Source organism: Amycolatopsis sp. NPDC004747 (genome assembly GCF_053601335.1).
In genome coordinates, this window is sequence record NZ_JBSGBQ010000040.1 from 70,086 (window position 1) to 91,311 (window position 21,226).

Annotated in this window: 17 protein-coding genes and 2 tRNA genes; 16 read left to right on the forward strand and 3 right to left on the reverse strand. The window is 74.0% G+C overall.

The annotated features are described in order from the left end of the window. Positions 1-30 precede the first annotated feature (30 nt). Together ACWEGE_RS40760 and ACWEGE_RS40765 are read right to left on the reverse strand one after the other, a co-directional pair. A complete protein-coding gene (locus ACWEGE_RS40760) occupies positions 31-231 on the reverse strand; it encodes a hypothetical protein (protein WP_449665841.1) in 201 nt (66 codons plus the stop codon). Position 232: 1 nt separating this feature from the next. Then, positions 233-646 carry a DUF6010 family protein gene (locus tag ACWEGE_RS40765; RefSeq protein ID WP_449665842.1) on the reverse strand — a complete coding sequence of 138 codons (414 nt, stop codon included), beginning with the start codon at positions 644-646 and terminating at the stop codon, positions 233-235. A 118-nt stretch (positions 647-764) separates the two neighbouring features. On the opposite strand from ACWEGE_RS40765, the gene ACWEGE_RS40770 reads away from it, so the two are divergent. The 14 genes from ACWEGE_RS40770 (at position 765) to ACWEGE_RS40835 (ending at position 19,215) form a co-directional block, all read left to right on the forward strand. Continuing rightward, positions 765-1,781 carry an SDR family NAD(P)-dependent oxidoreductase gene (locus ACWEGE_RS40770; protein ID WP_449665843.1) on the forward strand — a complete coding sequence of 339 codons (1,017 nt, stop codon included), beginning with the start codon at positions 765-767 and terminating at the stop codon, positions 1,779-1,781. Beyond that, positions 1,778-2,668 carry an alpha/beta hydrolase gene (locus tag ACWEGE_RS40775; RefSeq protein WP_449665844.1) on the forward strand — a complete coding sequence of 297 codons (891 nt, stop codon included), beginning with the start codon at positions 1,778-1,780 and terminating at the stop codon, positions 2,666-2,668. The genes ACWEGE_RS40770 and ACWEGE_RS40775 overlap by 4 nt, the downstream gene beginning before the upstream one ends. A 53-nt stretch (positions 2,669-2,721) precedes the next feature. After that, positions 2,722-3,363: a TetR/AcrR family transcriptional regulator gene (locus ACWEGE_RS40780; RefSeq protein WP_449665845.1), complete on the forward strand. Its 642-nt coding sequence runs from the start codon at positions 2,722-2,724 to the stop codon at positions 3,361-3,363. A 230-nt stretch (positions 3,364-3,593) separates the two neighbouring features. After that, positions 3,594-5,066, forward strand: coding sequence for an amidohydrolase family protein (locus ACWEGE_RS40785; protein WP_449665846.1), 1,473 nt, complete (start codon positions 3,594-3,596; stop codon positions 5,064-5,066). Further along, a complete protein-coding gene (locus tag ACWEGE_RS40790) occupies positions 5,063-6,196 on the forward strand; it encodes a M20 family metallopeptidase (RefSeq protein ID WP_449665847.1) in 1,134 nt (377 codons plus the stop codon). Before ACWEGE_RS40785 ends, ACWEGE_RS40790 begins: the two co-directional genes overlap by 4 nt. A gap of 23 nt (positions 6,197-6,219) precedes the next feature. After that, complete coding sequence (locus tag ACWEGE_RS40795) at positions 6,220-7,110, forward strand: GNAT family N-acetyltransferase (RefSeq protein ID WP_449665848.1); 891 nt, start codon at positions 6,220-6,222, stop codon at positions 7,108-7,110. Then, a complete protein-coding gene (gene menC / locus ACWEGE_RS40800; protein ID WP_449665849.1) occupies positions 7,107-8,210 on the forward strand; it encodes an o-succinylbenzoate synthase in 1,104 nt (367 codons plus the stop codon). Before ACWEGE_RS40795 ends, menC begins: the two co-directional genes overlap by 4 nt. Before the next feature lie 17 nt (positions 8,211-8,227). Beyond that, a complete protein-coding gene (locus ACWEGE_RS40805; RefSeq protein WP_449665850.1) occupies positions 8,228-9,613 on the forward strand; it encodes a serine hydrolase domain-containing protein in 1,386 nt (461 codons plus the stop codon). Continuing rightward, a complete protein-coding gene (locus ACWEGE_RS40810; protein WP_449665851.1) occupies positions 9,610-10,500 on the forward strand; it encodes a serine hydrolase in 891 nt (296 codons plus the stop codon). The genes ACWEGE_RS40805 and ACWEGE_RS40810 overlap by 4 nt, the downstream gene beginning before the upstream one ends. Then, a complete protein-coding gene (locus ACWEGE_RS40815) occupies positions 10,497-12,089 on the forward strand; it encodes an ABC transporter substrate-binding protein (protein ID WP_449665852.1) in 1,593 nt (530 codons plus the stop codon). Before ACWEGE_RS40810 ends, ACWEGE_RS40815 begins: the two co-directional genes overlap by 4 nt. Then, complete coding sequence (locus ACWEGE_RS40820; RefSeq protein ID WP_449665853.1) at positions 12,086-13,066, forward strand: ABC transporter permease; 981 nt, start codon at positions 12,086-12,088, stop codon at positions 13,064-13,066. Before ACWEGE_RS40815 ends, ACWEGE_RS40820 begins: the two co-directional genes overlap by 4 nt. Position 13,067: 1 nt before the next feature. Continuing rightward, a complete protein-coding gene (locus tag ACWEGE_RS40825) occupies positions 13,068-14,945 on the forward strand; it encodes a dipeptide/oligopeptide/nickel ABC transporter permease/ATP-binding protein (protein WP_449665854.1) in 1,878 nt (625 codons plus the stop codon). Beyond that, complete coding sequence (locus tag ACWEGE_RS40830; protein ID WP_449665855.1) at positions 14,942-15,910, forward strand: ABC transporter ATP-binding protein; 969 nt, start codon at positions 14,942-14,944, stop codon at positions 15,908-15,910. The genes ACWEGE_RS40825 and ACWEGE_RS40830 overlap by 4 nt, the downstream gene beginning before the upstream one ends. After that, complete coding sequence (locus tag ACWEGE_RS40835) at positions 15,907-19,215, forward strand: serine hydrolase (protein WP_449665856.1); 3,309 nt, start codon at positions 15,907-15,909, stop codon at positions 19,213-19,215. Before ACWEGE_RS40830 ends, ACWEGE_RS40835 begins: the two co-directional genes overlap by 4 nt. A 91-nt stretch (positions 19,216-19,306) precedes the next feature. Here the strand turns inward: ACWEGE_RS40835 and ACWEGE_RS40840 are convergent, their stop codons facing one another. Beyond that, positions 19,307-20,752: a DHA2 family efflux MFS transporter permease subunit gene (locus tag ACWEGE_RS40840; RefSeq protein WP_449665857.1), complete on the reverse strand. Its 1,446-nt coding sequence runs from the start codon at positions 20,750-20,752 to the stop codon at positions 19,307-19,309. Between the two features lie 167 nt (positions 20,753-20,919). On the opposite strand from ACWEGE_RS40840, the gene ACWEGE_RS40845 reads away from it, so the two are divergent. Together ACWEGE_RS40845 and ACWEGE_RS40850 are read left to right on the forward strand one after the other, a co-directional pair. Continuing rightward, a tRNA-Val gene (locus tag ACWEGE_RS40845) sits at positions 20,920-20,994 on the forward strand. A 37-nt stretch (positions 20,995-21,031) separates the two neighbouring features. Next, positions 21,032-21,103: transfer RNA gene (locus tag ACWEGE_RS40850), tRNA-Val, on the forward strand. The last annotated feature ends 123 nt before the right edge of the window (positions 21,104-21,226 follow it).

Sequence of the window (21,226 nt, forward strand, 5' to 3'; positions counted from 1 at the left end):
ACGCCGCCCCGGGAACGCCCGGGGCGGCGTTCAGGCGCCGGGGTGGCCGCAGGCGTAGACGTTCGCCGAAGCCAGCCGCACGCAGGCCGGGCAGGTGTGCACCGGCCGGTCGCGGCGGCCGAAGTACGGGTGGCGGGCGCCGCACAGCGCCTCGAGCACGTCCCCGGGGCGCGGATCCGGGTGACACCGGGGGCAGTAGGCGTGCGCGGCGCGTTCGACGTCGGCGCTCATGTCACCCGGGTACCCCCGGCGGCGTCGCGCCAACCCGCCGCCACGTCCACACCGACCGGCCGCCGGTGAAGCACCAGATCGCGATGACCGGGTCGCAGATCGCGCAGCCGAAGGACGAGTCGTGCGCGAACGGCAGGATCGGCTGGCCCTTCAGGTGGTGGACGACGTCCCAGCCGGTGTGCAGCAGCCAGCCGGCGCCGATGAAGGCCCACGAGTCGAGCCCGCGGAAGGCCACGTAGGTCAGCACCGCGCAGAACACCAGCTCCCACGGCCCGAGCGCACCGCCGGAGAGGTAGGCGGCGCCCGCGCCGCCGACCACCACGGCGTTGAACCGCCGCCGGTGCCGTTCCGGGACGAGGGAGTTGAGCATGACGTAGGCGAGGCCGATGAGGATCGGCATCAGGATCTCGAGCACGGCACCGACGTTAGGAACCGGCGGTGCGGGCGGCCAGTGGCTCGATGGTCGCGGGGCGCCGGGATCTCGCCAGTTAATTAACTCAAGCGATTGACTTAAAATGCGGTACGCTGCCGCCATGACCACGCCCGGACCGCTCACGGCGGACAGCCCGATCGGGGAGTGGGTCGCCCACCCCGGCGGCGGCCCGCTCATCCGCGCCCTGCTCACCGAAGCGGGGGTCGACGAGACCGCCCTCGCGCCGGTCCGCCTGCTGCCGCTGCAGCAGCTGGTCGCCCTCAGCCAGGGCCGGCTGGCCCAGGACGTCGTCGACGAACTGGTGGCCCGGGCCAACCACGGCGTGGTCCCGGCGCCGGGGGCCGGGCGGGCGGGGTGGCGCGAACGGATCGTGCCCGGCCGGTTCGAGGGCCGGACCGTCGTCGTGACCGGCGCCGCCTCCGGGATCGGCCGGGCGACCGCGTCCCGCATCGCCCGCGAGGGCGGCCGCGTCGTCGCGGTCGACGTCTCGGCGGAGCGGCTGGCGGACTTCGCCGACGGCCTCGGTTCGGCGGAGCTCGTCGCCGTGCCGGCCGACATCACCGACGAAACCGGCGTGGCGCGGATCCTCGCCGCCGCGGGGCCGCGCATCGACGGGCTCGCCAACGTCGCCGGGATCGTCGACGATTTCTCCCCGGCCCACGAGGTCGGCGACGAGCTGTGGCGGCGCGTGTTCGCCGTGAACGTCGACGGCACGTTCCGGCTCATCCGCGCGGTCGTGCCGTCGATGCTCGAAGCGGGCTCCGGGGCGATCGTGAACGTGGCTTCCGAAGCGGCGTTGCGCGGCTCTGCCGCCGGGATCGCTTACACCGCTTCGAAACACGCTGTCGTCGGGATCACCCGCAGCTGCGCCTTCATGTACGGGCCGCACGGCATCCGCGTCAACGCCGTGGCGCCGGGCGGCGTCGCCACCGGGATGGGGATGCACGCGGAGCCGTCGGCGTTCGGGCAGGGCCGGATCGGGGAGTTCCTGGGGCTGATCCCGCCGATCGCCACGGCGGAGCAGCTGGCGGCGTCGATCACCTTCCTGCTCGCCGACGACGGCGTCAACGTCAACGGCGCCCTGCTGCCCTCCGACGGCGGCTGGTCGGTCCAATGACCGTGCCGCTGTCGGCGGTGGCGCCGGAACTGCGCCGCCGGGTCCGGTGGATGCCGCGCCTGCCGCTGGAGCGGGCCTGGGCACGGCGCCTGGTGCGGATGGCGACCGCGCGGCTGCGGCCGCCGTCGCTGCCGGACGTCACCGTCGAACTGCATCCCGGCCTGCGCGTCTACCGGCCGCGGACGTCCCGGTCCGACCTCACCCTGCTGTGGATCCACGGCGGCGGCCTGGTCATCGGCGGCGCGGCGCAGGACGACCGGTTCTGCGCCGGGACGGCGAGCGAGCTCGGCATCACCGTCGTGTCGGCCGAATACCGGCTCGCGCCCGAGCACCCCTACCCGGCGGCGCTGGACGACTGCCACACCGCCTGGACGTGGCTGCGGGATGGCGTCGCCGCCGAGCGGGTGGTCGTCGGCGGCCAGAGCGCCGGCGGCGGGCTCGCCGCGGCGCTCGTGCAGCGCCTGCACGACGAGGGCGACCGGCCGCGGGCGCAGTGGCTGTTCTGCCCGATGCTCGACGACCGCACCGCGGCCCGGCGCGCCCTCGACGCCGCCGGCCACCGGGTCTGGGACAACCGCCTCAACCGGTTCGGCTGGCGCGCCTACCTCGGGATGGAGCCGGGCGCGCCGGTCGTGCCGCTCTACGCGGTGCCCGCGCGCCGCGAAGACGTCAGCGGGCTGCCGGACACCTGGATCGGCGTCGGCGACATCGACCTGTTCCACGACGAAGCCGCCGGGTACGCCCGGCGGTTGCGGGCGGCGGGCGTCGCGACGGAGCTCCACGTCGTGCCCGGCGGCCCCCACGGGTTCGAGGACTGGGCCCCGTCGAGCGAGTTCAGCCGCCGCTACCTGGCCGCGGCCCGGGCGTGGCTGGGCCGGCTCCGGTGACCGCATCCGTAAGGTGGGGTGCGGCAGAGCGTACGGGTGATGCGGGTGGGTGGATGAACGTCAAGGCGGATCGCGCGAGTGCCACGCGGGAGAGCATCCTCGTGACGGCCGAGCGGTTGTTCGCCGAGCACGGGGTGCACGCGGTGTCCAACCGGCACATCAGCGAGGCGGCCGGGCAGGGCAACAACGCCGCGGTCAACTACCACTTCGGCACCAAAGTGGACCTGGTCCGCGCGATCGCCCGCAAGCACTTCGGCCGGATCGAGCGGCTGCGCGAGGAGCTCGTCGATGCCATCGACGGCGACGGCGAACTGCGCGACTGGGTGGCCTGCCTGGTCCGCCCGTCGACGAGCTACCTGCACGAGCTGGGCGCGCCGACGTGGTTCGCGCGGTTCAGCGCCCAGGTGATGACCGACCCGGCGCTGCGGGTGATCCTCGTGGAGGAGTCGCTCTCCTCGCCGGCGCTGGCCCGCGCGGTCGAAGGGCTCAACCGCTGCCTCGACGGCCTCCCGCCGGACGTCCGCGCCGAGCGCGGCGATATGGCCCGCCAGCTGATGATCCACATGACGGCCGAACGCGAGCGGGCACTGGCCGAGGGCTCGCCCACGCCGCGGGCGAGCTGGAACGACACGGGCACCGGCCTGATCGACGCGATCACCGGCCTCCTCCTCGCCCCGGTCACCCCACCGTCCTGACCCGGCCGGACGACTCGCGTACCCAGCCGGACGACTCGCGTACCCAGCCGGACGACTCGCGTACCCAGCCGGACGACTCGCGTACCTGGACGGACGACTCGCGTACCTGGCGGGCCGGGGTTCGTCCGGGCGGATGGATCTCACCGCCGGAGTTCGTCGCCGCGTACGAACGGTGGCGGGGGAAATGCTCCTAACGTCACCCCGATCGGGCGGTGACGAGGAGGCGGCGGGTGCGGACACTCTTGCGGGGCGGCCGGGTCGTCGATCCGGGGACCGGGTTCGACGGCGTCGCCGACGTGCTGCTGGCCGGTGGTGCCGTCGAAGCGGTCGGGCCCGGCCTGACCGACCCGGACGCCACCGAGGTCGACGTCAGCGGGCTCGTCGTCGGGCCCGGGTTCGTCGACCTGCACAGCCACGTGCACTCCGTCGCCGGGCAGCGGCTGCAGGCCATGGACGGGGTCACCACCGCGCTCGACCTCGAAGCCGGCCTGATGCCGGTCGAGCGGGCCTACGCCGAAGCCGCCGCGGCCGGGCGGCCCCTGCACTACGGCTTCTCCGCCTCCTGGGGCGCGGCCCGGGCGCAGGTGCTGCTCGGCATCGAGCCCGACGCGAACATCGACAGCAGCCTGGCGGTGCTGGGAAACCCCGGCTGGCAGCGGTCTTCGTCGGCGACCGAGCTCGCCGCCTGGCTGTCCCTTTTGGACACCGAACTCGCCGCCGGTGCCCTGGGCATCGGCGTCCTGATGGGGTACGCGCCGCAGACCGCGCCGGGGGAGTTCCTCGCCGTGGCCCACCTCGCCGCGAAGGCCGGGGCGCCCACCTACACCCACGTCCGCGAGCTGGTCGAGGTCGACCCGGCGATCCCGGTCGACGGCTCGGCGGAAATCGCCGCCGCCGCGGGGGAGACGGGCGCCGCGATGCACCACTGCCACGTCAACAGCACCTCCGGCCACCACGTCGACCGCGTCCTCGCCACCCTCGACGACGCCCGCCGCGCCGGCTCGCGCGTCACCGTCGAGGCCTACCCGTACGGCGCCGGCAGCACCGCGGTCGGCGCCGCCTTCATCGAACCGGACCGGCTGCGGTTGAAGGGACTTCGCGCGTCCAGTGTGGTCATCCTCGACACCGGGGAACGCGTGCGCGACGAGGCCCGCCTGCGTCAGCTGCGGCGGGACGACCCGGGTGCGCCGTGCCTGCTGGAGTTCCTTGACGAGGGCAATCCCCGCGAACGCGCCCTGCTGCACCGGGCCCTGGCCTTCCCCGACGCCGTCGTCGCCAGCGACGCGATGCCGGTGTCCTGGCCGGGCGGCCGCTCCGAAAGCACCGAGTGGCCGCTGCCGCCCGGCGGCCGGACGCACCCGCGCACCGCGGGCACCTTCGCCAAGACCCTGCGGCTGATGGTCCGCGAAACGCGCGCCTGGACCTGGCTCGAGGCGTTCCGGCGCTGCTCCTACCTGCCCTCGCGGGTCCTCGACGACGTCGCGCCCGCGGCCCGCCGCAAGGGGCACCTCGGGGCCGGGGCCGACACCGACGTCGTCGTCCTCGACCCGGACCGCATCACCGACACCGCCACCTACGCCGACCCGACCCGGCCCTCGCACGGCGTCCGGCACCTCTACGTCGCCGGAGTCCCGGTGGTCGCCGACGGAAACCTGGACGTCACGGCGCTGCCCGGCAAACCGCTGCGAGGTGAGCCGCGGTGATCGACGACATCGAGACGCTCGTCCGGTGCGAGTCGCCTTCGGCCGACCACGAAGCCGTCGCGCGCAGCGCCGAAGCCGTCGCCGGGATCGGCGGCCGCCTGCTCGGCGTCGAGCCCGAACGGATCGTCACCGATGGCTGCACACACCTGCGCTGGCGGTTCGGCGACGGCGAGCCGCGCGTCCTGCTGCTCGGCCACCACGACACCGTGTGGCCGCTGGGATCCCTGCGCACGCACCCGTTCGAAGTCCGCGACGGGATCCTGCGCGGGCCTGGCTGTTTCGACATGAAGGCCGGCGTGGTCATGGCCTTGCACGCCGCCGCTGCCCTGCCCGACCGCGACGGCCTCTCGATCCTCGTCACCGGCGACGAAGAGATCGGCTCGCCGCTGTCCCGCACCTTGATCGAAGGGGAAGCCAAGAGCTGCGACGCGGTCTTCGTGCTCGAAGCCTCGGCCGACGGCGGCGCGCTGAAGACCCGCCGCAAAGGCGTTTCCCTGTACCGCGTCGAGGTCGAAGGCCGCGCCGCGCACGCCGGGCTCGAACCGGAAAAGGGCGTCAACGCGGGGATCGAGGTGGCGCACCAGATCCTCGCGATCGCCGCGCTCGCCGACGCGGACCGGGGCACCACCGTCGTGCCGACCGCGCTGACGGCCGGGACCACGACGAACACCGTGCCCGCCAGGGCGAGTGTCGCCGTCGACGTGCGGGTGTGGGACGCGGCCGAACAACAGCGCGTCGACCGCGCCATCAGAAGCCTCGCCCCGGTGCGCGAAGAGGCCCGGATCCACATCGACGGCGGCATCAACCGCGCACCGCTGGACGCGGGAGCGTCTTCGGAGCTGTTCGCGCTCGCCGCCGTCCTGGCGGGAAAGCTCGGCCTCGAGCCGCTCGCCCAGGCCGCGGTCGGCGGCGCGTCGGACGGCAACTTCACCGCGGGACTGGGCGTTCCGACGCTCGACGGCCTCGGCGCGGTCGGCGGGGGAGCGCACGCCGACGACGAGCACGTCGTCGTCGCTGAGCTGCCCCGGCGGACCGCGCTGCTCGCCGCGCTCACCGAAACCGTGCTGGCGCACCGGGCTTCGTCCGTGCCGACGAACGTGCCCGGTGAATCCGGTGCGGGACAACGGTGACCGGCGGCGAACGTCCGGAAAGGATGGTGGGCGTGACAGAAGTCGTGACGAACACAGCCCCGCCGCTGCGGGACGAGGCCGCCGCCGCGGCGGCCCGCGCCGCCCTCGCCTCCGGTGTCCGGATCCGGGCGCTGGCCGAGGTCGCCGACCTGACTGCGGTCTCCCGGCTCTTCGACTCGATCTGGCGGCCGGCGCCGGGAAACCCGCTCGTGACGACCGAACTGCTGCGGGCGATGGTCTCGGCGGGCAACTACGTCGCCGGGGCGTTCGACGGGCCGGAGCTGCTCGGTGCCTGTTTCGGGTTCTTCGGCGAGCCCGCGAAACGGGGACTGCACAGCCACATCGCCGGGGTGGCGACGGCCGGGCACGGTCGCGGCATCGGCTTCGCGCTCAAGCTGCACCAGCGCGCGTGGGCGCTGCGCCAGGGCGTTTCGGTGATCTCCTGGACGTTCGACCCGCTGGTGCGCCGCAACGCCCACTTCAACCTGACCAAGCTCGCCGCCCGCCCGGCGCACTACCTGCCGGACTTCTACGGCCCGATGTCGGACGGCATCAACGGCACCGGCGACACCGACCGCCTGATGGTCGCCTGGGACCTGGCGAGCCCGCCGGTGCGGGCGGCCGCCGCCGGCCGGCCGGACCGGGCCGACGCGGCGGCGCTGCGGGCGGGCGGCGCCGCGGTCGCGCTGGCGGTGGGCCCGGACGCCCACCCGGTCAGCAGCTCCGCGGACGCGCCCGTGGTGCTGGTCGCCGTGCCGCCGGACATCGAGGCGCTCCGCCGCACCGGCCCGGAGCTCGGGCGGGCGTGGCGGATCGCGCTGCGGGAGGTGCTCGGCGGGCTGCTCGCCGAGGGCGCCTCGGTCACCGGATTCGACCGGGCCGGCTGGTACGTGCTCACGAAGGAGGGCAAGTGAAACTCACCGGGGTGGAAGTCCTCCGGGTGCGGATGCCGCTGGTGGCGCCGTTCCGGACGTCCTTCGGCACGCAGGCCGAGCGCGAACTGCTGCTCCTGCGGGTGGTGACGGCCGAGGGCGAAGGCTGGGGCGAGTGCGGGGCGATGGCGGGCCCGCTCTACTCCTCGGAGTACATCGACGGGGTCGAACACGTGCTGCAGGCGTTCTTCGTGCCCGCGCTGCTGGCGGCCGGAGAGCTCACGGCGCACCGCGTCACGCCGCTGCTGGCGAAGTTCAAGGGCCACCGGATGGCCAAGGCCGCCCTGGAAATGGCGGTGCTCGACGCCGAGCTGCGGGCGCACGGCCTCTCCTTCGGCACCGCCCTCGGGTCCACAACGGACAGCGTGCCGTGCGGGGTGTCGGTCGGGATCATGGACTCGATCCCGCAGCTGCTCGAGGTGGTCGGCGGCTACCTCGACGCCGGGTACCTCCGGATCAAGCTGAAGATCGAACCCGGCTGGGACGTCGAGCCGGTCCGCGCGGTCCGCGAGCGCTTCGGCGACGAAATCCTGCTGCAGGTCGACGCGAACACGGCGTACACGCTGTCGGACGTGCCCCAGCTGCAGCGGCTGGACCCGTTCGGGCTGCTGCTGATCGAGCAGCCGCTGGAAGAGGAGGACGTGCTCGGCCACGCCGAGCTGGCCCGGCACCTGAAGACGCCGATCTGCCTGGACGAGACCGTCGTGTCGGCGGCGTCGGCCGCGGCCGCGATCCGGCTCGGCGCCTGCCGGATCGTCAACATCAAGCCGAGCCGGGTCGGCGGCTACCTGGAGGCGCGGCGGGTGCACGACGTCTGCGCCGCGCACGGCGTCCCGGTCTGGTGCGGCGGGATGCTCGAAACCGGACTGGGCCGGGCGGCCAACGTCGCGCTCGCGTCCCTGCCCGGGTTCACCCTGCCCGGCGACACCTCGGCGTCGGACCGCTTCTACCGCACCGACATCACCGAGCCGTTCGTGCTCGACGCCGGCCGGCTGCCGGTGCCGTCCGGGCCCGGCCTCGGCGTCACCCCGATCCCCGAGCGGCTGGCCGAGGTGACCACCGCGAAGTCCTGGCTCGCCTAGCGAAACGAGAGGTCCCCATGTCGAAACTCCCCGAACTCTCCGCCTGGCTGGAATCCCGCCTCCCCGCGCTGCTGGCCGAGCACCACGTGCCCGGCGCGGCGGTCGCCGTGTACGCCGGCGGCGAGATCGCCGACCACGCCGCCGGGGTGCTCAACACCGGCACCGGCGTCGAAGCCGACGTCGATTCGCTGTTCCAGATCGGCTCGATCACCAAGGTCTGGACGACCACCCTGGCCATGCAGCTGGTCGACGAGGGCGCACTCGAGCTCGACCAGCCGGTCCGGAAGTACCTGCCGGAGTTCGTGCTCGGCGACGCCGACGCGGCCGCCCGGATCACCGTCCGGCAGCTGATGTGCCACACCGCCGGCTTCGAAGGCGACATCTTCACCGACACCGGCCGCGGCGACGACTGCGTCGAAAAGTACGTCGCGACCCTGGGGGACGTGCCCCAGCTCTTCGCACCGGGCGAGATGTTCTCCTACAACAACGCGGCCTTCTGCGTGCTCGGCCGGGTGGTGGAGAAGCTGCGCGGCAAGCCGTACGGCGAATGCCTGCAGGACCACCTGTTCACCCCGCTCGGCCTGACGCACGCGGCGCCGAGCCCGTACGAGGCGATCCGGTTCCGCGCCGCGCTCGGGCACTTGACCGCCGCGCCCGGTGCCGACCCCGAACCGGCGGGCACCTGGGCGCTGGCGCCGTCCAACGCCCCGGCCGGCTCGATGCTCGCCATGCGCCCGCGCGACCTCGTCACGTTCGCCGCGATGCACCTGCGGGACGGCGAAGGCCCCGACGGCACCCGCGTGCTGAGCGCGGAAAGCGCCCGCGCGATGCGGGAACGCCTGGTGGAGCTGCCCGGCCTCGGCCTGTTCGGTGACGCCTGGGGACTCGGCTGGTCGCTGTTCGACGCGCCCGGCGGGGCGGTCGTCGGCCACGACGGCGGGACGATCGGGCAGTCCGCGTTCCTGCGCGTGGCGCCGGAGCACGGGGTCGCGGTTGCCCTGCTGACCAACGGCGGCCACCCGATCGCCGTCTACACCGAGGTCATCGGGCACGTCCTGCGCGAGCTGACCGGCATCGAACTGCCGGTGCCGCCGGTGCCCGACCCGGCCGCGCCGCGCGTCGACGCTTCGCGGTACGTGGGCGAGTACTCGTCGTCGGTGGCGGACATCGTGGTCAGCCAGGACGATGACGGCCGGATCTGGGTCGAGCGCGTCCCGAAGGGGATCTTCGCGGACCTCGCCAAGCCGGAGAAGATCGAGCTGGTCGCGCTGAACGGCGACACGCTCATCCTGGCCGAGCCGATGCAGGGCATGTACGTGCCGCACGCCTTCGTCGGGGACGACGGCACCGGCCGCGCGCTGTACCTGCACACCGGCCGGGCCGATCGGCGGGTGACCGCGTGAGCGCGGTCGAGGCGGCGATCGACGACGTCTTCGCGGAAGCGGGCGCGCGCGGGTTCCTGCACGCCCGTGAGCTCGGTGGCGGGGCGGAGGTGGCCGTCGGCGCGGACGCCCCGGTGGTGCTGGCCTCGGTGTTCAAGATCCCGGTCGCCGTCGCCTACGCCCGCGAAGTGGCCGCGGGGCGGCTCGACGAGACGGCCCGCACCCGCGTCGGATCGCGCTACCGCATCGGCGGCATCGGCACCGCGGGCTGCGCCGACGACGTCGAGATGAGCTGGCGCGACCTGGCCCTGTTCATGCTGACGATGAGCGACAACGCCGCCACCGACGTCGTCTACCACCGGATCGGGGCGGCGGCCGTCGACCGCGTGCTCGCCGACCTCGGCCTGCACCGCACCCGGCTGATCGGCTGCTGCGAGGACCTGTTCGCCTCGGTGCTGGCCGATCTGGGGGCGTCCGCGGACGCCGACATCGACGCCGTCTTCGCGGGTGCGACCCCCGAGCAGACGTGGAAGCTCGCGGTGCTGGACCCGGAGCGCACGACGTCGTCGACGCCCCGGGAGATCACCGGACTGCTCGACGCGGTGTGGACCGACCGCGCCGGCGAACCGGCTGCCTGCGAGCGGGTCCGCTCGATGCTGGCGCGGCAGATCTGGCCGCACCGCCTGTCGTCCGGATTCGGCTCGGACGTCACGGTCGCGGCCAAGACCGGCACCCTGCCCGCGGTCCGCAACGAAGCCGGTGTCGTGTCCTATCCGGACGGCCGCCGCTTCGCCGTCGCGGTCTTCACCCGCGCGAACTCCCTGGCCGAACGGCAACCCGCCATCGACGCGGCGATCGGCAAGGCCGGGCGCCTCGCCGTGGACCACCTGCGGAAGGAAGCCCCATGACGCACACACGGACGGCGGGAGTGCTGCTCGGCGCGCTCGCCCTGGCGGCGACCGCCTGCGGGGGACCGGGCGGTGCCGGCGCGCCCGGCGGCACCCTGGCCGACGGCAAGACGTTCAACCTCGGGATCGCCTCCGACCCGGGCAACCTCGACCCGCACATGTCCGTGCTGTCGGTGACCGGCCAGGTCGACCGGTTCCTCTACGACCCCCTGCTGGAGCTCACCCCCGACGGCAAGCCGCTGCCCGCGCTCGCCGAGAAGTGGGACGCCACCACGACCACCGCGTCGTTCACCCTGCGGCCGGGCATCACCTGCGCGGACGGCGGCCCGCTGACCGCGGCCGACGTCGCCGCGAACATCGCCTTCGTCGGCGACCCGGCCAACAAGTCGCCGTACGCCGGTCTGACGATCGCGCCCGGCACGAAGGCCACCGCCGACGAGGCCACCCGGACGATCACCGTGACCAGCGGCGCGCCCGACGCGTTCCTGCTGCGCAACGTCGGCGCGCTGCCGATCGTCTGCGCCAAGGGCCTCGCCGACCGGAAGCTGCTGGCCACCGGCGGCAGCGGCACCGGCATGTTCGCCGTCTCCGAGGTCGTCCCGAACGACCACTACACGTTCACCCGCCGCAAGGACTACACGTGGGGCCCGGGGGACCAGCCGGCGCAGCAGGCCGGCCTGCCGGACAAGGTCGTCGCCCGGGTCGTGCCCAACACCTCGACGTTGGCGAACCTGCTGCTGTCCGGTGAGCTGAACGCCGGCCAGGTCAACGGACCGGACCGCCAGCGGCTGGAAGGGCGCAAGCTCTTCCACGCGGACTTCCTCGCCCCGCTCGGGGAGATCTTCTACAACCAGGCGCCCGGGCGCCCCGGCCAGGACGAGGCGGTGCGGCGCGCGCTGACCCAGGCCCTCGACCTGGCCCAGCTCGGCAAGGTGCTCACCAACGGCACCGGCAAGCCGTCGCAGAGCCTGGTCACCGCCGAGCCGCGAGCCTGCTCGGGCGACACCGTCACCGGCCACCTGCCGGCGCACGACCCGGCCGCCGCCGCGTCCGCTCTGGACGCCGCGGGCTGGAAGGCGGGCCCGGACGGCGTGCGCGTCAAGGGCGGCAAGCGGCTGGCGCTCACCGCCCTCTACGGCACCCAGCTCGGCCCGACCATGGCCCCCACCGCCGAACTGGCCCAGCAGACCTGGAAGTCGCTCGGCGCCGAGGTCACGCTCAAGGCCGTCGACAGTCCCGGGCTGTCGCAGGTGCTGTTCGGCACCGGCGAGTGGGAGGTTTCGTTCGGGCCGCTCGGGCTCACCCTGCCGAGCCAGCTGGTGCCGTTCGTGTCCGGCCCGGCCGCCCCGGACGGGACCAACTTCGGCCACATCGCCAACCCGGCGTACGAGCAGGGCGTGAAGCAGGCGGCCGCGATGAGCGGCGCCGCCAGCTGCCCGGCGTGGGAGGCCGCGGAAACCGCGCTGGTCAAGCGGGTCGACGTGGTGCCCTACGTCGACTCCGTCGTGCCGTTCTACGCGAGCGGTTCGCGGTTCGAGATCAGCCAGGGCGCGATCACGCCGTCGTCGATCCGGATGTACGCGCGATGACCACGGCGGCGGCGCCCGCGCGCCTGCGCGGCGGCCCGTGGCCGTCGTTCGCCGCCCGGCGGCTGGCCCGGTTCGCCGTCTCGCTGTGGGCGCTGGTCACCGCGGCCTTCCTGATGATCCACCTGGTGCCGGGCGACCCCGTGCGGGCGGCGCTCGGCATGACCGCCCCGGCCGAGCTGGTGCGGGCCAAGCGGCTCGAGCTCGGCCTCGACGACCCGCTGTGGGTGCAGTACGGGCGCTACCTGCGCGGGGTGTTCACCGGCGACTTCGGGACGTCGATGGCGAGCGGCCAGCCGGTCACGCAGGTGATCGGCGATCGGCTGCCGGCCACCCTGCAGCTGGCGATCCCGGCCTTCGCGGTGGTGGTCGCCATCGCGATCCCGGTCGGCGTGGTCTTCGCGGTGCTGACCCGCGGCGGCCGCCGCCGCGGGACCGAGCTGGCGTTCACGTCGGTGAGCGCCTTCCTCGCCGCCGTCCCCGAGTTCCTGGTGGCGGTCGCGCTGGTGGCGCTGTTCGCCGTGGTGCTCGGCTGGTTCCCGGTGGCCGGCAGCGACAGCGTGAGCGCCTACGTACTGCCGGTCGCGGCCCTGGTGACCGTGCCGTCGGCGGTGCTCGCGCGGATGCTCCGGGTCGAGCTCCTCGCGGTGCTTGGCGCCGACTTCGTCCGCACCGCGCGGGCGAAACGGCTGCCCGCGCGGCTGGTCTACGTCCGGCACGCGCTGCCGAACGCGCTGACCGCGACGCTGACGCTGGGCGGGCTGATGCTGACCGGGCTGGTCGCGGGCACGGTGCTGGTGGAGAACGTGTTCGCCTGGCCCGGCCTCGGCTCGACGATCGTGCAGTCGATCCTGCAGAAGGACTACCCGCTGGTGCAGGGGATCGTGCTCGTCTACGGCGTCGGCGTGCTGCTGGTGAACCTGCTGGTCGACGTCGTGCTCGGGCTGCTCGACCCGCGCTCGGCCATTCGGGAGGCGTGAGATGGCGCGACGCGGTACGTGGACGGCGGCCCTGCGCACGCCGGTGGGGGCGTGCTCGGCGGTGCTGCTGGCCCTGGTCGTCGTCCTGGCGGCACTGGCCCCGCTGCTGTGGGGCGACGGCGCGGCCGCGATCGACACCGACGCGATCGGCCAGGGCCCGTCCGGGACGCACCCGTTCGGCACCGACTCCCTCGGCCGCGACCTGCTGCTCCGCACGCTGGTGGCCACCCGGCTCTCGGTCGGGCTGGCGGTGCTGGCCACCGCGATCGGCGCCGGCGCCGGGGTCGTCCTCGGGACGCTGCCCGCGGTGCTGCCGCGCCGGGTGGGCCGGCTGCTCACCGCGGTCGTCGACATCGCCGTCGCGTTCCCCGGGCTGCTGCTGGCCCTGTTCCTCGCGGTGATCTTCGGCGTCGGCACGCACGGCGCGGTCCTGGCCATCGGGTTCGCGATGGTGCCGGCCTTCGCCCGGCTGGTGCAGACGCTGTCGGCCTCGGTGAGCGGGCGAGATTTCGTCGCCGCGGCCCGGATCGCCGGCGTCGGCCGGATCCGGCTGCTGGCCCGGCACGTCCTGCCGAACATCGGCGAGCCGCTGGTCGTCAACGCGACCATCGGGGCGGGCTCGGCCATGCTGGCCTTCGCCGGGCTGTCGTTCCTCGGGATCGGCGTGCAGGCGCCGGACTACGACTGGGGACGGCTGCTGCGCGAAGGCCTGGACGGCATCTACGTCAACCCCGCGGCCGCCCTCGGGCCCGCCGCGGCGGTGGTGCTGGCCGGGCTGGCGTTCAACCTGGTCGGCGAGACGGTCGCCGCGGTGGTCGGGGTGCGCACGCGCGTGACCCGGCGTGCGGCGCCCCCGGCCCCGGCGGCGCCGTCCACGCCCGGCGAGCAGCCCGCGGACGCCGTGCTCGTGGTGGAGAACCTCCGGGTGGCGTTCCCCGGCCCGGACGGCTGGACGGTCCCGGTGCGCGGCGTCAGCTTCAGCGTCCGCGCCGGCGAGGCGATCGGCGTGGTCGGCGAGTCGGGCTCCGGCAAGAGCCTGACCGCGCTGGCCGTGTCCCGGCTGGTCGAGGCGCCCGGCGTGGTCACCGCCGACCGGCTCGAGTTCGCCGGGACACCCCTGGCCGCCGCCTCGGACCGGGAGCTCGGCACGGCGCTGGCCATGGTGTTCCAGGACCCGATGACGTCGTTCAACCCGGCGCGCCGGGTCGGCGGCCAGCTCGCCGAAGTGTCCGAACGGCACCACGGCCTGTCGCGGCGCCAGGCGTTCGCCCGCGCGGTGGACCGGCTGGCCGCGGTGCGCGTCCCGGCCGCCGAGCGGCGCGCCCGGCAGTACCCGCACGAGTTCTCCGGCGGCATGCGGCAGCGGGCGATGATCGGCATGGGCCTGATGGGCCGTCCGAAGCTGATCGTGGCCGACGAGCCGACGACCGCGCTCGACGTCACCGTGCAGCGGCAGGTGCTGCGCCTGCTGGCCCGCACCCGCGAAGCCGAGGGCGCGGCGATCCTGCTGATCAGCCACGACATCGCGGTGGTTTCCCAGACGTGCGAACGGATGCTGGTGATGTACGCCGGCCGGATCGTCGAGGACCTGCCGACCGGGAGCCCGGCCCGGCACCCGTACACGCGGGCGCTGCTGGCCACCACGGTGGACCTGGAAACCGACCGCGACCGGCCCCTCGAGGTGATCCCCGGCCGGCCGCCGGAACCCGGCCAGGTGCCCGAGGGCTGCGCCTTCGCGGCCCGGTGCCCGCTGGCCTCGGACCGCTGCCGCACCGAAGACCCGGTGCTCGAACCGGCGACCGGTGGCCACCGGGTCGCCTGCTGGCACCCCCAGGTCAGTGTCCTTTCCGGACAGTCGCACGAGGAGGGGGCCGCGTGAGTGCCTTGGAGTTCGACGCGGTGAGCGTCCGCTACGGCAAGCTGACCGCGGTCGACGGCGTCAGCCTGACCGTCCCGCCCGGACAGGTCGTCGGCCTGGTCGGCGAATCCGGCTCCGGCAAGTCGACCCTCGCCAGGGCGGCCGCCGGGCTCGCGCCGGTCAGCGCCGGCCGGGTCCTGCTCGACGGCGTCGACGTGCGCCGGCTGCCTCGGCGGCGGCCGCTGCAGATGGTGTTCCAGGACCCGTATTCGTCGCTGGACCCGCGGATGGCGATCGGCGAGTCGATCACCGAGGCGATGCCGCCGGGGACGTCCCGCGCGGACCGCCGGGCCGAGGTCGCCCGGCTGCTCGAGCTGGTGCAGCTCGACCCGGACCGCGCCACGGCGCTGCCCGGCCGGCTCTCCGGCGGCCAGCGCCAGCGCGTCGCGCTCGCCCGGGCGCTGGCCGGGCGGCCGAAGGTGCTGATCGCCGACGAAATCACCTCCGCACTCGACGTCTCGGTGCAGGGCGCCGTGCTCAACCTGGTCCGGGACGTGCAGCGGCGGCTGGCGCTGTCGATGCTGTTCATCTCGCACAACCTCGCCGTGGTGCGGTACGTCAGCGACGTCGTCGCGGTGATGTACCTCGGCCGGATCGTCGAAGCCGGGCCCGCCGAACAGGTCCTCACCGAGCCGAAGCACCCCTACACGCGCGATCTGCTGGCCGCCGCGCCGTCCGCGCACCGGAGCCTGCTCGACGGCGGCGAGACCGGCACGGACGCCGGCCCGCTCGCCGACACCGAACCCGCCGACCCGCACCACCCGCCGTCCGGCTGCCGCTACCACCCGCGCTGCCCGGTCGGGCCGCTCGTGCACCCCGACCGCACCGTCTGCGTCACCGCCGACCCGGCAGGCGACGCCGCGGGCCGGCCCCACTCCGCGGCGTGCCACTTCGCCGCGGCCCGTCCCACGAGGAGATCCGCATGACCCGACGTCCCGGCATCGACGACCTCGACGCCTTCGAGTTCCCCGAGCACCCGGCGATCTCGCCCGACGGCAGCCGGATCGCGTACGTGCTGCGCACCGCCGACCGCGACGCCGACACCGACACCCGTTCGCTCTGGCTCGTCGGCACTGACGGCGGTGCGCCGCGCCGGCTCACCCGCGGCCCGGCCGACCTCGAGCCGGCGTGGTCGCCGGACGGCACCCGCCTGGCGTTCCTGCGTGCGCAGGACGGCCCGGCCCAGCTGTGGCTGCTGCCCGTGGACGGCGGCGAGCCCGAACAGGTCACCAGCCTCCCGCTCGGCGCGGGCAGCCCGGTCTGGCGGCCGGACGGCGCCCGGATCGCCTTCGCCGCTCCGGTCGACCTCGCCGCGGACGAGAGCGAGGACGACGCCGCCCGGGCACGCCGGGCGGGCGCCCCGGTGGTCGCCGACCGGCTCGACTTCAAGGCCGACGGTGCCGGGCTGCTGCGGACGCTGCGCAAGCACGTCCACGTCCTCGACGTCACCACCGGCGAGGTCCGCCAGGTGACGGCGGGGGACTGGCACGCGGGCGACCCCGCGTGGTCGCCGGACGGCTCGCAACTCGCCTTCCCCGCGGGGCCGGACGCCGACGCCGACATGACCTTCCGCTCCGGCGCGTACGTCGTCGAGCCCGGCGGCGAGCCCCGCCTGGTCGGCTCCGGCGACGGCCAGTGCGGCACGGTCACCTGGACCACCGACGGCGCCGCGCTCGTGGTCGTGGGCCGCCGAGACACCGCACCCGGGCACCTCGGGCTGCTGCGGATCCCGCTGGACGGCGGCGAAACCACCGACCTGGCCGCCGCGCTGGACCGGAACGTCATGCCGGGTGCTCCCGGGTACCCCGGCGCGCTCCCGCAGCTCACGGGCGAAACCGTGCTGTTCTGCGCGCGCGACCGCGGCTACACCCACCTCTACGCCGTCGACCTCGGCGGCGGCGAGCCGAGGCTGGTCACCGGCGGCACCGGGAACGCCGTGGTGGCGATGTCCGCCGCCGGGAACAGGGCGGCGATCGTGCTGGCCACGCCGACGTCCTACGGCGAGATCGCGACGGTCGACCTCCCCGGCGGCGAGATCGAGCTGCGCACCGGGCACGGGCCCGGGTTCGACCCGTTCGCGGGCGAGGAACGGGAGTTCACCATCTCCGACGGCACGGTTGTGGCCGGCTGGCTGCTGCGCGATCCCGCCCGCTCCGGCCCGCTGCCGCTGCTGCTGGACATCCACGGCGGCCCGCACAACGCGTGGAACGGCACGGCCGACGCCGTGCACCTCTACCACCAGGAACTCGTCGCGCGCGGCTGGGCGGTGCTGCTGCTCAACCCGCGCGGCAGCGACGGCTACGGCGAAGCGTTCTACACCGCGGCGGTCGGCGCCTGGGGCGTGGCCGACGCCCGTGACTTCCTCGAGCCGCTGGACGCCCTCGTCGCCGAGGGCGTCGCCGACGCGCGGCGGCTCGCCGTGGCCGGCTACAGCTACGGCGGCTTCATGACCTGCTACCTCACCAGCCGCGACGACCGCTTCGCCGCGGCCGTCGCGGGCGGGGTCGTCTCCGACGTGGTCAGCATGGCCGGCACGTCCGACGCCGGCCACTACCTCGGCGTCGCCGAGCTCGGCGCGCTGCCGGCGGAGAACCGGGCGCACTACGCGGCGCTTTCCCCGCTGTCCCAAGTGGAAAAGGTGCGCACGCCGACCCTGGTGGTGCAGGGCGCGGCCGACGACCGGTGCCCGGCCGGGCAGGCCGAGCAGTGGTTCACCGCGCTGCGCGGGCAGGGCGTGCCCGCCCGCATGGTGCTCTACCCCGGCGCGTCGCACCTGTTCATCCTCGACGGGAAACCCTCGCACCGCCTGGACTTCAACCGGCGCATCGTCGACTGGGTCTCGCAGTACGCGGGCGAGCCGGGCAAGCCCGCGCGGGTGCCGCTCGACGCCGCGCACTGGCGACGGCGCCTGGCCGCGCTCGCGCGCAAGCACCGCGTGCCGGGCGCGTCGCTGGGCATCCTGCGCGGCGACGACCGGGTGCTGGCGAGCCACGGCGTGCTGAACACCGCGACCGGCGTCGAGGTCACCGACGACTCGGTGTTCCAGATCGGCTCGATCACCAAGGTGTGGACCGCCACGGTGGCGATGCAGCTGGTCGACGAGGGGCTCGTGAAACTGGACGCGCCGATCGCCGACGTCCTGCCCGAGCTGCGGCTGGCCGACCCCGACGTCACCAAGCAGGTGACCTTGCGGCACCTGCTCACCCACACGAGTGGTATCGACGGCGACGTCTTCACCGACACCGGCCGCGGCGACGACTGCCTCGAGAAGTTCGTGGGCCTGCTCGAGGAGGTCGCCCAGGTGCACCCGCTCGGGGCGACGCTGTCCTACTGCAACTCCGGGTTCGTGCTGCTGGGCCGGGTGATCGAGCAGCTCACCGGGCAGACGTGGGACGCGGCCCTGCGCGAGCGGCTTTTCACCCCACTGGGTCTCACCCACACGGGGACGCTGCCGGAGGAGGCGCTGCTGCACCGGGCGGCGATGGGGCACGTCGCGGCCGGCGACGGCACGCCACAGCCGGCGCCGGCCTGGACCCTGCCGCGCTCGGCGGGCCCGGCCGGCCTGATCACCGCGTCGGCGGCGGACGTCCTGGCGTTCGCCCGCATGCACCTGGCGGGCGGTGGTGAGGTGCTGTCCGAGGCGTCGGCGGCGGCGATGACCGAGTGGCAGGCGGACCTGCCCGACAAGCACACGCTGGGCGACTCGTGGGGCCTCGGCTGGATCCGCTTCGAATGGGACGGGCGGCGGGTGATCGGCCACGACGGCAACACGATCGGGCAGTCGGCGTTCCTGCGGCTGCTGCCCTCGCACGACCTGGCCGTCACGTTGCTCACCAACGGCGGAAACACGCGGGACCTGTACGAGGAGCTGTACCGCGAGATCTTCGCCGAGCTGGCGGGAGTGGCCCTTCCGCCGCCGGTCTCGCCCGCCGCGGTGCCGCCGTCAGTGGACTTCGCCGAGTTCGTCGGGGTCTACGAGCGGGCTTCGATGCGGATCGAGGTCTTCGAAGGGGAGGCCGGCCTGCGGATGCGGCAGACGGTCACCGGCCCGATCGCCGCGCTGGTCCCGGAACCGACGACGGAACACGACCTGGTCCCGGTGGGCGGCCCGCGGTTCGTCTTCCGCGAGCCGGGCGCGCGGTCCTGGATCTCGGCGACGTTCTACACGTTGCCGACGGGGGAGCGGTACCTGCACAGCGGCGTCCGCGCGACCCCGAAGGTCGGGGCGTGAGCCGGGGCACCGGCTGAGCCGGACCGGCCCCGAACTCCCGCTTCCGCTCGCAGGCTGCCCCCGGCCTTCGCCGAGCGGAAGCGGGACCCGGTCAGTGCGCCGAGCCCGACGGTGTCACCGGGCGGCCGCGGCGGATCAGCCAGCTGCCCGCGAAGGCCACCAGGCCGACGACCCCCGCCACCACGAACGCCGCCCGCAGGCCCGCGGCGTCCGGGCCCGACGCGGCCTGGTCGTGGCTGCCCAGCGTCGCCACGCTGACGAACATCGCCGTGCCGAGGGCGCCGGCCACCTGCTGCAGCGTCGAGAGGATCGCGCTGCCGTGCGAATACAGGTGTTCGGGCAGCACCCCGAGCGACTCGGTGAACAGCGGCGTCATCATCAGCCCCAGCCCGGCCATCATCAGCACGTGGATCCCGATCACCGCGACCAGCGGCGAATCCGGGCCCAGCGCCGCGAACAGCCACAGCGAAGCGGCCATCGCCGCCGCGCCCGGGATGACCAGCGGGCGCCCGCCGAACTTGTCGAACAGCGCGCCGACCGGACGGCCCAGCAACCCCAGCACCAGCCCGCCGGGCAGCACCGCCAGCCCGCTGACGAACGTGCTGGTGTGCAGCACGGTCTGCAGGTATAGCGGCAGCAGGATGGCCGCGGCGCCGATCAGGCACACGAACAGCAACGCCGTCAGCACCAGCGCGACCACGAAGCTGCGGTGGGTGAACGGACGCAGGTCGAGCAGCGCGCGGTCCCGGCGCTGCAGCCGCAGCTGCCGCCAGGTGAACACCACCAGCGCCACGACGCCGACGACGATCGGCACCCACCCCGGCACCGCCGGCTCGGCCCCCGCCTGCTCGCCGCTCGACGACAGGCCGTACAGCACCCCGCCGAACCCGACCGCGGACAGCAGCACCGACGGCACGTCCAGCGGCACCTGACGGCGTTCGCTGTCGATGCGCAGCAGCAGCCCGCCGATCACCAGCGCGGCGACCGCCAGCGGCAGCACGATCCAGAACATCCACCGCCAGCCGAGCGACAGCACCGCGCCGCCGATGGTCGGCCCGATCGCCGGCGCGACCGCGATGACGATCGTGATCGTGCCCATCGTCGCGCCGCGCCGCTCCGGCGGCACCAGCCGCATCACCGTCGTCATCAGCAGCGGCAGCATCACCGCCGTCCCGCACGCCTGCACCACGCGCCCGGCCATCAGCAGCCCGAACCCGGGCGCGAGCGCGCTCAGCAGTGTGCCCAGGCTGAACGCCGACAGCGAGAACAGGAACACCTGCCGCGGCGAGAACCGCTCCAACATGAACCCGGTCGTGGGAATGACCACGGCCATCGTCAGCAGGAACCCGCTGGTCAGCCACTGCACGGTCGTCGTCGGCACGTGGAGGTCGACGGTCAGGTCGCGCAGGGCGACGCTCAGGATCGTCTCGTTGAGGATCATCACGAACGCGGAGAGCACGAGAACCCCGATGAGGAGTCCCGACCGCGCCGGGGCGCGGTTCACGTCGGTGGGGGTGGTGGACACGGTTTCGGTCATCGGGGTGGGACTCTCCTGGTCGGCCGGGACGGCCGCGGCGAACACGGACGTCCTTCGCAGTGTGCCCGTTTCGGACCGCTCCTGTCAGGCGCTTTTCGCTACACCGGACCCCCTGCGAAGCCGTTCGAAGCATCCGATATGCTTCTGCGAGTACGGAGTTCCACAGCGCGCGATTAGCTCAGCGGGAGAGCGCTTCCCTGACACGGAAGAGGTCACTGGTTCAATCCCAGTATCGCGCACCACGAGTCCACCCCCGGATTTCGTGGAAGTTCGTACCACGGGCGATTAGCTCAGGGGGAGAGCGCTTCGTTCACACCGAAGAGGTCACTGGTTCGATCCCAGTATCGCCCACGAGATTCGCTGGAGAGCCCTGTCTGCGGAATGCGCAGACGGGGCTCTTCTCGTTTGTGTCTTGTGGGGGCCGAGCCCCCACACCCCCGCCGGGGGCAAGAGATAGGAAGAGGGGCGTGTAGG

Bases quoted from the DNA above. Each gene is read 5' to 3' on its own strand.
- ACWEGE_RS40760 (WP_449665841.1), bottom strand. From the start codon at position 231: ATGAGCGCCGACGTCGAACGCGCCGCGCACGCCTACTGCCCCCGGTGT.
- ACWEGE_RS40770 (WP_449665843.1), top strand. From the start codon at position 765: ATGACCACGCCCGGACCGCTCACGGCGGACAGCCCGATCGGGGAGTGG.
- ACWEGE_RS40775 (WP_449665844.1), top strand. From the start codon at position 1,778: ATGACCGTGCCGCTGTCGGCGGTGGCGCCGGAACTGCGCCGCCGGGTC.
- ACWEGE_RS40780 (WP_449665845.1), top strand. From the start codon at position 2,722: ATGAACGTCAAGGCGGATCGCGCGAGTGCCACGCGGGAGAGCATCCTC.
- ACWEGE_RS40795 (WP_449665848.1), top strand. From the start codon at position 6,220: ATGGTGGGCGTGACAGAAGTCGTGACGAACACAGCCCCGCCGCTGCGG.
- ACWEGE_RS40805 (WP_449665850.1), top strand. From the start codon at position 8,228: ATGTCGAAACTCCCCGAACTCTCCGCCTGGCTGGAATCCCGCCTCCCC.
- ACWEGE_RS40815 (WP_449665852.1), top strand. From the start codon at position 10,497: ATGACGCACACACGGACGGCGGGAGTGCTGCTCGGCGCGCTCGCCCTG.
- ACWEGE_RS40820 (WP_449665853.1), top strand. From the start codon at position 12,086: ATGACCACGGCGGCGGCGCCCGCGCGCCTGCGCGGCGGCCCGTGGCCG.
- ACWEGE_RS40825 (WP_449665854.1), top strand. From the start codon at position 13,068: ATGGCGCGACGCGGTACGTGGACGGCGGCCCTGCGCACGCCGGTGGGG.
- ACWEGE_RS40835 (WP_449665856.1), top strand. From the start codon at position 15,907: ATGACCCGACGTCCCGGCATCGACGACCTCGACGCCTTCGAGTTCCCC.
- ACWEGE_RS40840 (WP_449665857.1), bottom strand. From the start codon at position 20,752: ATGACCGAAACCGTGTCCACCACCCCCACCGACGTGAACCGCGCCCCG.